10 protein-coding genes are annotated in these 15,978 nt (G+C 37.0%); all 10 read right to left on the bottom strand.

All coding sequences use genetic code 11. The features are described 5' to 3' along the window. Positions 1-32 precede the first annotated feature (32 nt). Entirely contained in the window at positions 33-7,313 is a 7,281-nt protein-coding gene (gene dptH / locus I6L58_RS09765) for a DNA phosphorothioation-dependent restriction protein DptH (protein WP_088208772.1), read from the bottom strand. Then, positions 7,294-8,643 carry a DNA phosphorothioation-dependent restriction protein DptG gene (dptG, locus tag I6L58_RS09770; protein ID WP_088208771.1) on the bottom strand — a complete coding sequence of 450 codons (1,350 nt, stop codon included), beginning with the start codon at positions 8,641-8,643 and terminating at the stop codon, positions 7,294-7,296. The genes dptH and dptG overlap by 20 nt, the downstream gene beginning before the upstream one ends. After that, positions 8,640-10,250, bottom strand: a complete 1,611-nt coding sequence (gene dptF, locus I6L58_RS09775) for a DNA phosphorothioation-dependent restriction protein DptF (RefSeq protein ID WP_174951949.1) — start codon at positions 10,248-10,250, stop codon at positions 8,640-8,642. The genes dptG and dptF overlap by 4 nt, the downstream gene beginning before the upstream one ends. Before the next feature lie 1,281 nt (positions 10,251-11,531). Further along, positions 11,532-12,482 (bottom strand): nucleotidyl transferase AbiEii/AbiGii toxin family protein, encoded by a 951-nt coding sequence (locus I6L58_RS09780; RefSeq protein ID WP_088208769.1) that lies wholly within the window; start codon positions 12,480-12,482, stop codon positions 11,532-11,534. Further along, entirely contained in the window at positions 12,475-12,870 is a 396-nt protein-coding gene (locus I6L58_RS09785; RefSeq protein WP_088208768.1) for a DUF6088 family protein, read from the bottom strand. Before I6L58_RS09785 ends, I6L58_RS09780 begins: the two co-directional genes overlap by 8 nt. Before the next feature lie 74 nt (positions 12,871-12,944). Then, positions 12,945-13,778 (bottom strand): DUF4942 domain-containing protein, encoded by an 834-nt coding sequence (locus I6L58_RS09790; protein WP_088208767.1) that lies wholly within the window; start codon positions 13,776-13,778, stop codon positions 12,945-12,947. 113 nt (positions 13,779-13,891) lie between these two features. Continuing rightward, the gene (locus I6L58_RS09795; RefSeq protein ID WP_088208766.1) at positions 13,892-14,212 is read right to left on the bottom strand and encodes a TA system toxin CbtA family protein; all 321 of its coding nucleotides are present in this window, start codon (positions 14,210-14,212) and stop codon (positions 13,892-13,894) included. Between the two features lie 36 nt (positions 14,213-14,248). Then, positions 14,249-14,572: a type IV toxin-antitoxin system YeeU family antitoxin gene (locus tag I6L58_RS09800; protein WP_088208765.1), complete on the bottom strand. Its 324-nt coding sequence runs from the start codon at positions 14,570-14,572 to the stop codon at positions 14,249-14,251. 12 nt (positions 14,573-14,584) lie between these two features. After that, positions 14,585-15,055: a RadC family protein gene (gene radC, locus I6L58_RS09805; RefSeq protein WP_088208764.1), complete on the bottom strand. Its 471-nt coding sequence runs from the start codon at positions 15,053-15,055 to the stop codon at positions 14,585-14,587. Between the two features lie 70 nt (positions 15,056-15,125). Next, positions 15,126-15,947: a DUF932 domain-containing protein gene (locus I6L58_RS09810; protein WP_088208763.1), complete on the bottom strand. Its 822-nt coding sequence runs from the start codon at positions 15,945-15,947 to the stop codon at positions 15,126-15,128. Positions 15,948-15,978 lie beyond the last annotated feature (31 nt).

A 15,978-nucleotide genomic window follows, 5' to 3' on the forward strand; every position in this document is an offset into this window, starting at 1 on the left:
CCATTACCTTATGGGGCATGACCAATTAAACATTACATTTTCCGATTACCGAGTGACGAAACCTTTAAGACTTTCGCACTTTGCTCAAGATGACCATTTTCATTGATATGTAAACCAACGGAGATGCATTCGCCTTTCTTCAGTTTTGCCAGTTCAGTAAGCCAATTTTTTTTATTACTTCCTGGTACCGCCTGTTCAAGCAGTTTAGCATAACTCTGAATTTCAGTTTCGGCTGGTGCAAAGAACAATTTATGTGCAGCTTGAAACAATCGGTCTTGTTCATCTCTTTTCAAGTTACTTAAAGTTTGAGTAGCCAAAATTAGTGACAATCCATACTTTCTACCTTCAGTTAACATTTTACCTAATGGGCTGTCTAATTTTTGGTCCAAGTTTTGGACTTCATCTAATACCACAGGTATCGGAGTGTTTTTATCACCATTAGCACAAACATAAGAATATAAATCCCAAAGAATAAACTCTGTAGCTAAAAGCCAAACATCTCTGGAAAGCCTAGCTAACTGAATTAACCTAATAGTAGAAGATGTCGATTCAAAAATATCTTTCCAACCATCCATCTCAGAGGCAAAGGAAAATAGATTAGCTCTGACTATTGAGTGAAGTTTATTTGCAAGTGCTTCACCATGTTTTCCAGCATCTTCAAGGTCGCTTAGCATTCTATTGAAATTATATTCAGCACCATATAATTCAATTCCATCCTCAAGAATTTTAATAAGTGTTTGTAGTTGTTGGCTACCTATATCTGAATAAACAGCATTGAATACTGATGCAACTCTAGATGCAACATCATGAGCTTTATCAGCAATAGTAATCCCGGCTACTTTTTGTGTTTGTTTATTAAAGGGGTTTAATTTTAGGGGGGTCTGTACAACCAAATCAGTTATAGGCTTGACATTTTCCATGAATTCTTCTTCAAGATGTTCAGGCAAAAATCCATTTGTGTAGTCTATAACCATAGAATTTATTTTATTTTTGGCCAATTCCATCAGCAGCCCTTGTATGCAATATGATTTACCTTGCCCCGAACGTCCAAATATAATTAGGTGACGATTAGCTAAGCTTTTATTACCATATTCCCAATAGACAGGCTTTAGATTATCAATAGCCAAACCAATTAATACTCGACATTTGTCTATATCTTTTTTTAAAAATCTTTCAACTTCCTTTTCTTTACTTGGTAAGTTTTGAGCAAACTTTTCCTCTTTCACCTCATCACTTATAATTTTATTATCATTAAAAATATTTAAACCTGAATGATTAGATTTATCTGATGAAGCCATATAAACCTGCTCAAGACATCTCTTTAAAATATGTTCATGTATACATAGTTTTTCATTAAGATATTCTAATGCGCTAACACGAGAAGTATTTAAATCTAAAGCTGTTCGGCAAAGATCAGTAAGGCCAGTATAATTAATATTTGAAGACGAGATAAGATTCTGAACAAAGAAATAATTCTTACCATAATCTGTAGCATAAGCTTTAAGCAGTGACATATATAAATACTTATTATAATTAATATCAAGCCGTCTATTAATACTCGATTGCAATTTTGAAGCCTCGATGATCCTAGGTTCATTATCGATAAAATCAATAGCCATTTTCATGATATTTTCTATATCGACACCTATGAAAGCGTTGTCTACATGCGCATAAGTTGTTTCATCAATCCTAACTACAATGCCATCTGTTAATAATTTATCAATGTAGAATGAAGCATGCCCAATAGATTGGCTTCTAATTTTAGATGCTACATCGAGTTTCGATAACGGACTTAATGATTGCTTGAATAAGTCGATTAGAACTGATTTCTGCGAGGCTAGGTTAAAATCAGATGCTAAACTTACTGTGTCTGCACCAGACTTTCCATTAAAATAAATACCATAAGACTCGCCATATGCACGGACAATGTGTCTAACGAAGTAGTAGTCATCAGCCAGATCAACTTGTTGATAAATATCAACAGATAAATTTACTGCGTCTCTTCCACAGTATTTATATTCATTAAGTTTAGAAGCTATAATGCATAACACTCTTTTCTTATCGTCTTCACTTATCTTCAAATAGTCAATATGACGATATGTTCCTCTACCACTTTGATATACATACTCTCTATCGACAGCTCTCATCAAATTCGGCTCAAGACGATCTTCTGAGAAAATCCCTGAACAAATAGATTTTTTATTAGCATGAGATTGAATATTTGCCCATACATCACCATCGGGGAAATCTAGCAAAGCATTAGTAATCCCAGGCACTTTAGATAGTGCCAATGGCTTTATCTTCTCCCCATTTATTTGAAGAATATTCTCCTTTTCCCATATGGCTATTTGATTCTCTGCTACGGTAAGTTCAACATTTAGGCGTTCATGCAGATACCATGATAAATCGTCAAGATCGGCAGGAGATTTATTCCATAACCAAAACTCTTCAAAAAATGATTTATTCAGACTAGGGGAAGTAATTAACTTAATTTCATTTTCCTTTAGCCCACAACATGCCTCTAAAAAAGAATAAAAGCCCTTATCCGAGCTAAAACTTCCTCTCAACGTGGTGAATAAAGGCGTCCTTAATTCACTTAAATTACTTTTTGTAATAGCCCATATTACCTTAGGTGAAATACTTAATTTTGCAATGAAATTATTTTTAGCTTTCGACTCAATTTGGCGAACCCTTTCCCTTGTAATATCGTAACTTTTCCCAATATCCTCTAGAGTTTCGCCATCACAATTGATTCCATATCTACGAATCAGAATGTCATTCTCTCTTGACCTTACATTCAGGATGTTATTATTAAGATCATTAATAATAAATGGCTCCAGCTCCTCAATTGGTAGGTCAAAATCTTCGATCTGTTTTTTATTTATATCAGAATTAATAGAGAATGAACCATTTTTTAAATGCTCAACCAAATTTAAGAAATTATGAATTTTTTTCTTTCCAAAACCAGGAATGCTCTCTAAGGACGAAGTTGCAATAGCTATTGTCTCTTTAATTGTAATATTTTCACCAAACTCCCTCAAAATTGTGCTAACTAATGCTTTATAATCATTAGTTATATTTACCATATTTAAACATGTTGACTCATCTTCTATATTAACTAGCTCATTTTGTTTCTCTATTAATGAATCATGTGACAATTCATATTTAAGTTTGTAAAAACTTAATATATCGTAAGAATTAAATCCGCCACTATTCTTGAGTTCCATCTCGGTTAAGGACAGGATGTCTTCAATTTGAATATCTCGCTGGTAGAAACCTAGTATTTTATCCACAATATCAGAATAAGAATCATCATAACCAAAAATTGCTTTAAACTGTCCTTCATTATTTACTTCTGAAGTATTTAGTTCCTCCTCTACATTTGAAGTATTTCGTTCCTCTTCGAAAATTATATCATCATCTACAATTTCATTACGACTGGAAATATCATCAGGCAGTTCGAAAACATTGAATGATGTTAGCTCAGCATTTAGAAAATTCAAATGTGAAATTTCTGGATAAGCTGATTCGTCTTGAAATTTAGATGATAACTTTTCTATAGACTCTTCATGAAGCATTTTTACAAAACCATGAGGAATACGCAATTTCAAAATATTAAGCTCTACGTCAAACACACTTTCAATACGAGATCGTTCCATCTCTTCAGTTATAGATAATGCTATTCCCTCAGGGTAGTTAGGCAACTCACAAATATTATATTCCCCCTGTAATAAGGAATCACTTATTTTATACAAGTTTTTAAAATACCTAACCGGGAACACGCCGTAAAGCTCAAATTTATCGACTTGAGTTAATAATTGTTGGATAAAGAGAGAACGATATACCTGTCCTTTGAAAGTCTTCGGTGCCAGTAACCGCTTCATATGCTCGGCTAATGACTTGCTTTGTTTTACGGCCTTAGTGAAATCCGTTCCAGATGCTCTTGTTTTTACTTCCAGAGGGAGCAATACAAGGCGTCCTCCTTTAATACCTACAAATAATATATCATCTGAAAGCGCGCCTTTTGATTTATTATGAAGTCGAGCAGAAAAATCGTTATCTTTTATTTGCAACCCTAAATTTCCAGTAACTCTAAGCATTTCACCAACTGATAGTGGTATCCATACAATATCACTTGATAAGAGTAAACCTGAAATAAATTTATAAGCAGCGACAATTCCTTTTTTCTCTTTAATTTTCTTTTTGGTATTATCAGACTTTTGCTTACCAGACTCTTTCACAACGTCTAACAGCCATTGTCCATTTAATGCATTAAAGGAATTAATTAACTCATCAGAATGACTTCTTAACAGGTCTTTATATAACCCAACCCGTGAAGATACTGTTATAGCATCATAAGCTACTGAGTTAGTATATTGATCGGCATAATGTATTAGAATTGTCTCTTTCGTATCAAAGAACTCAAGCGTCACTTTTGGCTCGATGATACATGTCCATATACTGGAGTTGTAAGACTTATTTAATTTATGTTTAAAGCTATCTTTTACAGCTAATACAGGCACACTCCCTTTAACATATTTTGCTGAGCTATCTCTATACGGAAGCATCAATTGGTTGTAAAGAGAAGCTAAACACACAGAACTATTTTTAGTTATTAAGTTTTTTAATCCAAAGCCAGTATAAAATACTTCATTTTCTAAATATGATGCCTCACCAGATAAAATACCATTACATACAATCCCTGATTTTCCTTCACCAACACTGTTAGTACGCATAACAACTTCTTCATTGTTTTTAAAGAAACTTAAATGCGCATAATTGAATTCTTCATAGTTATCTATTTTATAGAATGTTACATTACGCCTGATCCTTAATATCAAATCATCTATTTCAGATTCTTTATCGGAGCTGTTAAGACGAGCTAACTCTCGTAACTTTAATACACTCCTACCTTCTGAAAAATCATCAAATAGAGTTAGAGAATGATCGTCATTGTAAATATTAACTTGTATTTTGATATTGCCTTTTTTATTTTTCTTATAATAATTAAGTATCCCGTTAAAGATATCTGCATTGTTTTGATTGTTTATAGAGTTAATAATGAGTGGGTTTTGTTTATTATCTTTAAACAAAACATCGAAGCATGATATAAAATCTTGAATTTTCTCATAGACTAATGACGATACATAGCTTGTATCACCCTCAGAGCTAGGACCAAGTTCAAGCCAAAACTTATTATGGCTTAATGATTTTGTTCTAACGAAAATCGATTCATTATCAAATAATATAGGCAGCAAACCACTCGCATTAAATTTTTTCACAGTTGAAGAGGGGATTTGGCTAAATGAATTTGTTAAATCAGCTATTCTCGACTTAGCGAACTCTAAAGCATATGACAAGCATAATGGGTGGAATGGTGAAAAGAATTCTCTATTAGATCTCCTAATAATACCCAGTGTTAGTAACTGCCTGCTCTTATAATTCAATGCGCCTTGCGGAATGTTTACCAATTCATTATGAACAGTCGATATTATTTGTTCAACAATCCTAATCAAGCTTTCTGGCCAATTTGTTATCGATAGGATCGTTTCATGTTCCAAGAGCCAAGTAAACAATTTCTTATAAGCTCGAGACACTTCAGGAAATTCAATCTCAAATCCATTGAGTTGAATTTCTTCGCCATTACTATCATCGAAATATAACAAACCTTCGCTGATCATTTTAAATTCAGCTACGCACAATTCCTTAGCTTGAACTGTAAGATCCTTCTCTCGCCCACCAATAATTACTCTTGATGTTTCTGATTTATACTTCGGTATCCTATCATTTTCGAAAATATCTATGCTGCGTTGAGTATCAAATAAACTTGGCAGTATAATAGTTTCAACTATTTTTGGACCAATAATAGTTACGGGCAAATAGTATTCACCAGAAAATAATATCATCTCTCCAAGTATTTCATTTTCACTTACAGTACTAAAATCAATATACTTTAAGTCATCACAATTTATCTTGTTGTTTTCATTTGAGAAAATATGTGTAAGATTATTATTCGAGTTTACAAGTAATTTTCCTTGGATGTTTTCAATGACTAAACTACCTTTGTTTCTTTTGAATTCCACTTCTAATTTTTCAAAGTAATTACTTAAGAAAAAAACGCATTTACTAACTAAGCAACAATTAAATTGAAAACATTCTCGTTGTGATTCTCTTTTTATTTTTATTTGTATAAAAGAAGGTTTTCCATCAAAAGGTATTCTTACAGTCAATATAGAATGATTTTCATTATTAGATGTTGTAATCAATATTTGACTTTGTTTAAAATCACCATTAACAAGAATTTGTTCGGTTTTTAGTACAGGCTCTCCTCTTTCTAGTTTGAATTTGATTTCAACCAGCCCAACTTCTACTTCACCTATTAATGAAATACATCTATTTGCAGAAGCACTTCCTGATGAATGCTTCCACTCCTCTAAAGTACTTCCATTAATATCAATACTTTTTACATTTAATTTCCTAAGTTTATTTTTTTCAATTTCAGCTTCTATATTGGAAAATGTTTCTGTTTTATAAAGATTTTTATTTTGTATAAACTTATCTTCGATATAACGTTCACTAAATCCTAAATCTTGTAATTGTCTTTGTAATTCATTTAGCTCATCTCCAAAGTCATTGACTAATGAGTGGACAGTTCTTGCTAGTCGGATATTCCTATCTAACTCTCGAGCTAAATGTTTCTCATTGTCAATATCATAAATTCTTGGCTCAGGGAAAAAACCATACTCTTGTATATCAATATGGTCTTTATGAATTGATTTATATAGTGGCTCATATCCAAAAATGCTAAGATTTTCCTCATCTATTTGCCGTTGTTTATTCGACACCAAATAGTTAAAAATTAGCTCATTCTTATGACCAGTACCTAGTTCCAAAAGAGCCTGATTTATGCTCTTAGGGGTAAAAATTCCGTTGTCTGCACTTACATCAGCGAAAGTAGACGTCAAGGTTTCGAGCGAACTATTGTTAATCAAAAATAAAATTGCATTATCAATGTCATTGAGTGCATCTCTAACACTTGCTATATAATCCTCGTGACTTGAGTTTCTGTCCTGAACACCAAGATGATGCAACATAACAATTATTTTTTTTCCGCTTGATGTTTCTACATACTTTAGCGGTGCATTATTAATAAATAGTTCTTTAAATCCCAAGCTTTTAAAACCATTGTATAATTTTATAGATTGCGTCGGGTTAGAACTCACAAAATGATATTTTGTATTTAGAGAGTTAGATAACTCTATTGACTGACAAAATAAATTAGCCAGAAAACCCTCAAATGGTTGATTTAACATATACTGCGTCTCCGCTATCGCTTAATTTTTCAATATTACCAACACTCTCATAAAATTTTAAAAGTGCACGTTTTGACTTTAAATCAAGCCATATACCTCTATTTTTAAAACCTTCAATCAAATCATCAATAAGTATCTTATCGGTATCTTTCCCTTTAATTATTAAATTAGTGAGAAGCATGATTATATTTGAATTGAGCACAAAGTATTTACCTGCCGCTTTTCTATTGGTAATAAATCCAGAAGAAAAAACATCCTCAAAGGTATTAACAACTGTACTATTCCTACCCTTCCGCGAGTTCTTTTTTGAGCGACTTAGTGTTTCTTCAAATATTTGCTTGTGAAACGAAACACCTTTGTTAAGCGCTCTCTGAAGTGAGTATTCATTTTGATAATCCTCTCCAAATAATAGAGCCAATAGCTTATTGAACTCATTTATTTTCCCCAAATGTTCTTCTGACTCATCAAGATCATATTGCCAAGCTGGTTTTTTATCAATTCTATTGAAGTAACCTAAAACTGGGAAAAGATAATATGCTATACCTTTTTTATTGCTAAAAATATAATCGTACCCGTACTGATTGCACTCATGCCTTTCTTTACTTGCAGTTTCAGTTTCTAATATAAAGTAGAGTGGTTTTGCACTAGGTGGTTGGTAGACATTATTGGGGATGCATACTTGAATTGTAAGTTGTGACAAGTAGATAAACACATATAAATGTATAAATCGTTCAACTTCACTTAATAAATGTTCTGGATTAGCTGCTAGTGTATTTAGATCTTGAGTAAATACTTTTTGCAAAAAAGGCAAATAACAAATAGTGTCATCTTTTAAGGAATGCTCTGTACAAAGCCTACGGATATTACTTATAAGTATGTTTTCTAAAGGATTATTACCCTTAATGATAAAATCACCTCCCACTTGACCATTTATTAGACCAGAGATAATATTTATCATTGTCTTAGTTCTTGCAGATAATTTCTCTTGATTGCTTACCAAGTATGCTAAAGGGGTAATATTATCTAATTCATTCGAAGTAAAATAAAGCTCATCAAGTACATCAACTAATTCACGAGTATCTCTAACACTACGAATACTATCCAGAACCTCAACTCTTAAAGTTTCTTTACAATATCCATTTAATGATAGACCATATAGTTTTTCAAAAAGCTTCTGATATACATGCGTCCATTCTATATTATTATCCCTATTATTTGGACCAATCGGTAAGTATGTATCTGCAATATTTGCATAATTTGAATCATTTTCGTTCTCTATGCATCGGCGGACAAGTGAGATAGAAGTATCTAAGGAAGTAAAATCTCTCATTTTAATATCTCTAATGTATATCTATTTCGATTTTTATTTATATGCAACACTTTGTCTTTATTTACTACCTTCATTGATTCAGTTTCAAGGGTACTTTCCACAAGAATTCTGATTATTTCATCAAACTTAGCAGTATTTTCAATATTCTGTCGATTAGGTCTGTAGCCATCAGATATTTTCACAGCTTGAATTAACGTATTTAGATCAATATTAATAATTAACAAGGGCTGATTGTTAATTATTAACGGTATGGGGAGAGTATCGGTAGATTTTAATTCATGCATCTCAATCCAATCTAGATCCGCTTGAACATTAAGTTTATTGCAAACGAATTTATCTTTCAGTTTACGACTGACTATGTGACCATCAACATTTATTGACAGCATTCTATTTGCATACGCTATTGCAGCCTTAATTATTACCCCTTCAATAATATTCAAACAATCATCTTCATCCGCTGAGTTAATTTCAGGCTTTTCATATACATTGATTAATTTCAAGTAATAATTTAGTGATTTCGTTATTATTTCGCTCTCAAAGCAATTTGGGGATGGAAACGATAGACCTAATTCCCGCAACAAAAATGAACACCGAATCAATCCTTCTGGAGTGAGCTCTCTTCCTGTGAGTTGGTTAAAATTATCAATATCTTGGATAATGTCTTTTGATAATGTATTCGACGTATACTCAAGATAGAAATTGTCTAGCTCGTTATTCCTTATATTTATTGGATCTAATTTTCTAAAACAACTACTGAATTCATTATCTATTTCTGAGAAAACATTCCCAACGATACCATCCTTATTTTCACGTGTTAGTATCTGGAATATAAAATCAACAAATATTCTAGGAATTAAAAATTGCTCATCAATTAACCTAGCAAGACCAAATAACTCGATTAACTTATTTTGAAATGATTGTAAAGACAAGACGTCGAAATTCTTGGAAACATACCCACCAAGTTTGGAATCCAAAAGATAACTTCCGTAAAATGGATTTCTAGGAGATTTGTCTGTTAATTTCTTTAAAAAATCTGATATGAAGCCTGACGTTATTTTACCTTTTGAAAATGACAATCTTGGATAACATTCAAAATCAAAGAACGTAACAGCCCCATTAACATAACCTTTGCTATGTCTATTATCGAAATAAGTGCTGAAAGAATTTTTTATATCAGAGTGCCTGTTATCTCCTTGTTTTATAAACTTTTGTAACATTCCTATATTTATACCAATAACAAAAGGTTTGCTACTTTCCTTAAAGTTATCAAACTTCTCATTTAGACATTCTATTGCTGATTTATGCTGACTATCGCTATGAGTAGCGTCTAAATGAAAATCAACTCGATCGCTATAATCACCATATAATTTTGTTAGAATTTCAGATTTTCCATCACCAGAACTACCGCACAAGCAAATAATACTTTTAGGATTCGACTTTAATAAAGCTAGATCCAAACTTTTTTGTAAATCATCATGAATTTCAGTTGGAATATATAAATAATCTTTTAAAGTTTCAAATTCTCCCACGATACATTCAGTTCTTAGTGTTGAAACAGAATATTTTGATGATTTTGATAATACTTGTAATGCGTCAAAAAGAATCAAGGTCTCTCCTTTGTCGACTATTAGGCATCGATTTACCAAGCATTGCATTAGCTAACTTTTCATTAAACATGAAATTAAATCACTGAGATTTATCAAAATTACATATCTCAAGCTCAACATAGTAAATTTAAAATATGTATACTTCCCATTATCTTAAAAAATACTTTTGATATAACAAAAATTTAAACTCAAGCCCCACACTAATTAAAATAAAGGCTGATAATCCTTCAACTCATCGCAATTACTTCATTACTTGAACAGCGTTCAGCCCTGACAAATAAAGTAAATATAATGCGCGATATTCATTATTATTTTACAATCTGCATTAGGGTGAGAATCATTAACAATATTTGTGCAAAAAAAGGTGATAAGATAAAATCGAAGTAGATTTTGGTGCCCACCTAAAGAGTAGGCCCGGTGAGATAACGCTACCGCCCCAACCATCACTTCCGCATGGCTGTATCGTGAAAGCCACCTACCTTTTTTAGCGCTCGATAACATTTTGTGCTGTCGCTAAAGGGTAGTGGGCTTTAAGCTGCGTATCTACTCTACGTCTCACAATGATACCTGTAGATCGCTAGTTTCGATTACTCAACTTTAGATTGCAACATTACCATTTTGCTCATAAGGCATAAACTACTAAAAGTCTACTGACCATAGTATGATTCAACCAATTAGTAACGCAATTTTATCATTAATTCTTTAAAAAACGTACAATTTGCTGTGGAGATCTATTCACGAGCTCACAGAATCTATTAAGTTAATATCTCACTTAAATTTAAGAACGACTAAAATTGGTAAATTTATCTTCTTGCTACGTAGATCGATTATGATTAGCTTACATACTCACCGTTTCAATGATAGATAAACTAATGTTCCTGTGATTACACACTTGTATCTTTACAAGCCATACCCCTCACAATCACTGTACGATATAGAATGTTTGCGCATTATCAAATTATAAATTACTTACTCTTTCAATCGTAAGCATCCGCATTATAGTTTGAACAGTTTGATTTTTGTACAAGAAATGTATAGACAATGCTATTCATTCAGACTTCAGACACAAAAAAAGCCGCCCTTAAGCGACTTTGATTTGCATCTTTTGGTGCGAAGGCCGGACTCGCACATAACGATTAATCCTTTGATTTAAATACAATAAAAAATAATATTTAGATAATGTACCAACATCGATACCAACACATTAGATCGTTGATTTTGGGACTCGAATCGGGGCAAGGGTTACCTGGAAGATGCTCACCATCGAGCGTATCTCTGACGCTATGCATCAATCACATCCAATGCCGTTATGCGAAAACAGGCATAGGCCTCTTCCCAGGAAACGTGGCTTTCACCGAACACCATTGGTGTAACAAACTGCAGATAGCGTTCCTTATAAACAGGGTTGCTCGCCAGTTCTTCCAACCCCATTTTTAGTTCTTCAACAGGCGACTCGCAGAATTCAGGATACTGAGCACCGTAACGTTGGATATCCTGCTCAATACATTCCTGCACAAAGCGCTTCAAAACAGGAACGTCAGCACCTTTTTCTCTGACAATACAAAAGTTGTCGTAGATATGACGCACCAGTGACTCATCCACTGCACGCTCCACATTACGCACGCTTGCAGCCGTTCTGCGCATCATCGAGATCAGTTTTTCAGCCTGCGTGCTACCGATAGTTGCGCAGGGAAAAGCCCTCACTACTTCGCCCTTCTTTGTTAGATCCATTACCAGTGAGCTAATAGCACGATTTTCCGCAGCCTCAAGCAAATCCGTTTCCATCAGTTCCAGTTTGATAAATGGCCTTAAACAGGGAATTTGTGCATATTCCTGCGGGTAGCGTACCGGAATTTCATTATAGCGATATTCATCACGAGTAACCTTTGGATACTCTTCATCCATGCGAAACGTATCTGAGGCTGCAATCGTTTCGATAATGGTCTGAATAATACCCTTACGAATGCTTTTACGCTTACCTCTGGAATATTGCTGGGAAATACCGGCGACAGGAACAAGCTTAATGTCCACGTCCTCCGACATCCTGTTCAAAGATATCCCCGCTTTTGACAATGCCGTTCCACCGGCAAAAACCAGTTGATGCGTGTCAAACGCCAGAGGCTGGAGCAATCGCAATAACTCAACGATGTAATAATCTTTCTCTACAATTGCAACTGATTCAATGCCCAGGGCATCGGCAACATCAGGGAATAACTTTATTAAATCAGCCATTTAATTTGCTGTTCCCTACTGACAATGTTCTCTTAAAACGTGGTGAGGTTTTGATTTCCACTAACGCAGGGATCTGGGTGGATTTACCGCTATTATAGGCGCTTGTTGCGCCTGCCAGACGGTAATCCACTTTCAGACGTTCCAACGCCTCAATCATTACCGCAGCAGAACCTCCGGGAGCAGCAGGCATCAGCTTACCGGTAATCGCATTTTGCCGCGCTTTGGTGTAGACGCCATAGCCTACTTTCAGTAGCTGCCCTTCCTTCATCAGCTCACGCAGTGCTCTGCCTATTTGATCGTAGCCAGCAAGATCTTTGAAATCGTCACGAGTGAAAACATAACGCTTTGAGCGCTTCAGCCGTGACTGAATTCGAGCTTTTATGGTCATGTCATCCTCCTTTGTTCGTTTCTTCATCATAGCAAACATACGACACTTTTAACAGCAAACATACGACAACTAACTTACCTCGCAGCCAGCATTCCCGGATAGTGTTTAGCTATGATATCGTTCATACGTTTAATCAACTCCAGACGCTTGAAGGTCAAGTGCGCCGTACCTTTTTGATAGTAACGAATGCTGAATAACTCATCTTCGTAAACATTCTTAGCCGGATTATCACGAATATGCTCCATCAATCGGGTAGAGATATCACCCCGGTTGTCAGGGATGGGTTTGCCATCCAGCAGAAACAGCATTCTCTCCAGATCCGCCAGTTGATCCCGTCGCCAACCCCAGTTAAGGCTAAAGCCCCAGCGGTTATGCGTCACCAGATTGTTAATGATGATCTTCTTACCGAAGCAGCAGGGACTATTGGTTTTGTAATCCCATGACAGACCTTTGAACACGTTGATGATCCCGCGCTCAAAGACATCCATTTTGTTCAAATGTAACTGCTCAAAAGTACTGAGGATATTCGCCTCACTGATCGCAGGAAGATCGCCCTCCTCCAGATTCTTATGCCACTGGTCGCGAGCCTGAGCATCCATCAAGGCCATCATGCCAGACTTCAGCATCAAATCGCGCCAGATACTGCGATCTATATTGCGGGTGACGGCAGGCATTGCTTTATCAGCCTTTTCAGTCAGCCAGCTATCGTAGCGGTGCCCGGACTTCATCGCCCAGTCTTGCGCTGTACCACCGCCAATTTCTGAGGTCAGCCGTGAAATGGCATCAAGCTGCTGAATGAGTTGTTCGATCCGTTTTAGTGCGGTATCGCGGCCCGTGACAACACGCTCGATACTGGTCGAAAGAATGAGTTCATTGTGTTCCGTCAACACGTCGGGTTCTGTTTGCATCGTTAATCGTCCATAAAAGCAAACACGCCTGCCGGGAATGGCAGGCGCATTATGCGATGAATAAAAAAGGTGGGAAGTTCAGAAGCCAAAATCAGGAATGAGGCTCGAAGAATTTAAGTATTTATTAATCCGGTAGCTCGCCTGGCTCGGAGAATATCAGTCGCGGTCAGGAACGGAGTCTGTTCCTGCCAGCTAAACCCTTGGCGGTCGATGCGTACCAGTTCATAACGTTCTACCAGAAAATTAACAGCATCGGCGAGCGTGATTCCTGCATCGATATGCTCCTCGATGGCCGCGTCGTCATGGAATGGTGTGTCGTTAAGCGTCAGGCCGTAATGGTGATCCAGCAGATACGTTAAAAGTTGCTGCCAGACCTGCACGGGCGACGGACGTGACGAAACCGGCACCTTGGCCGGTACAGTTGAAATGTGCATGGGTAGAATCCTGAGAAAAGAAGAAGAGAGAAGGTGTTACGGTGTGGGATAAATAGAGATGTAAACGTAACCGCAGCTACCACGGGGATCAGCTATACAGGTTAAACTCGCAAGTTGAATTTTCACCTGACGTTGCTGATGAGGATTTAGTTCGCCAGCACGCAGCATATCTTCCAGTTGTTCTACAAACAGCGGGAAAGCCAGATCTAATTTCTGCAGGTGCATGGGGCTAAAACTCCCCGTCAATCCAGCCCTGTCAGCCAGGTAATACAGCCGGTTGCCTTCCTGAACTAATCTCGCGCCAAATCGTGGGGTGATATCGCTTTGTAGACCCCATTCATGAGGTGGTGTGATTGACATGAAAACCTCCGTTTAAAGCAAACCCTGCTCAGCAAAAGAAACGACTTCATTCCCAACAACCAAATGATCCAGCACTCGCACTTCTACCAGTGCTAACGCTTTCACTATCCGCTGAGTGATGTGTTTGTCCTGCTGACTGACTTCTGTCGTACCTGACGGATGGTTATGCGCCAGAATTACCGCAGCGGCATTGTGTTTCAGAGCCAATTTAACCACTTCGCGGGGATGCACTTCGGTATGGCTAAGTGTGCCGGTAAACAGTGTTTCGCATCCCAGCAGGCTGTGCTGATTGTCGAGATACATCACGATAAAAACTTCACGCTCCTGATGAGCCATCTGTAATTGCAGCCAGGTCTTAGTGAAGCTGGTGGAGGTAAATGACTCACTCGGTTGACGCTGATATTTCTCCAGCAGGCGTAATGCCCGACGAATGACGCGTTGCTCGTTTGCAGGAAATACAGGGGACAAATTGAATACAGGCATAATTGCTCCTTAGAACAAAAAACCTCGCCGGTTTATTGGCAAGGCCTGAAGGAAGGGATAATAAAAAGGCTCATGAGGCAAGCTGCAGCATATTCTCGGCCATAACCCAAAGGGCGCGGTTAAGCTTCACATCGCCGTCGATGCCTTTTACAGCACGAGTATGGGCACGTTTGCCTTTGGTGGTTCGTCCAGACAGACCGCCTTTAATCAGATTTTCCTGAATGCGCTGATAAGTGGTCCACAGGTCGTTACTTTCATCCTGCCAGCGGCGCGGGGATAGGATTTGCGAATCCGTCACCGGCTGATGCTCTTCACCAAAGCGATAGGTTAATGCCGCTTTCGCCATCGCCTGCTGTGCTGGCGGAGTTAACATTAGCGACTGCATGGCATCGCGTTTCTCTTCTACACGGTCAAATATTCCCAGCACTTCGTAAGCCCCTTCAATGACTTTCTCCACCACGTTGCCTTTATGAGGTACACGAACCTCACCAAAACTCTCACCGCAAATTAGTCCATTCTGGCAGACTGAACGAAATAATCCCGGCAGCATCTGATAACTGCTCGAACCATCGTGGCTGTTGAGCAGAATAATTTCCGGAACTTGCTTGCCAGTGATTTGGCCCTCACGACGAAGACGCAGCATGTGTTTGGTGTGTTCGCGCTTGCTTTGGTCGCGCACTCGGGTCTGGCAGGCAAAGAAAGGCTGGAAACCTTCACGTTGCAGATTATCGAGCAGGGTTATTGTCGGGATATAAGTGTATCGGTCGCTGCGGGACTCATGCTTTTCTTCACCAAAGACGCTGGGCACGTAATGTGCCAGTTCGTCGTGAGTTAATGGGCGGTCGCGGCGTACAACATTAACCGCACCAAAGCGGCTGGCTAATCGGATCATGATTAATTCCTTTTTGGGAGATGAAAAACGA

It is taken from the genome of Enterobacter cancerogenus (assembly GCF_019047785.1).
Lineage (GTDB): Bacteria > Pseudomonadota > Gammaproteobacteria > Enterobacterales > Enterobacteriaceae > Enterobacter > Enterobacter cancerogenus.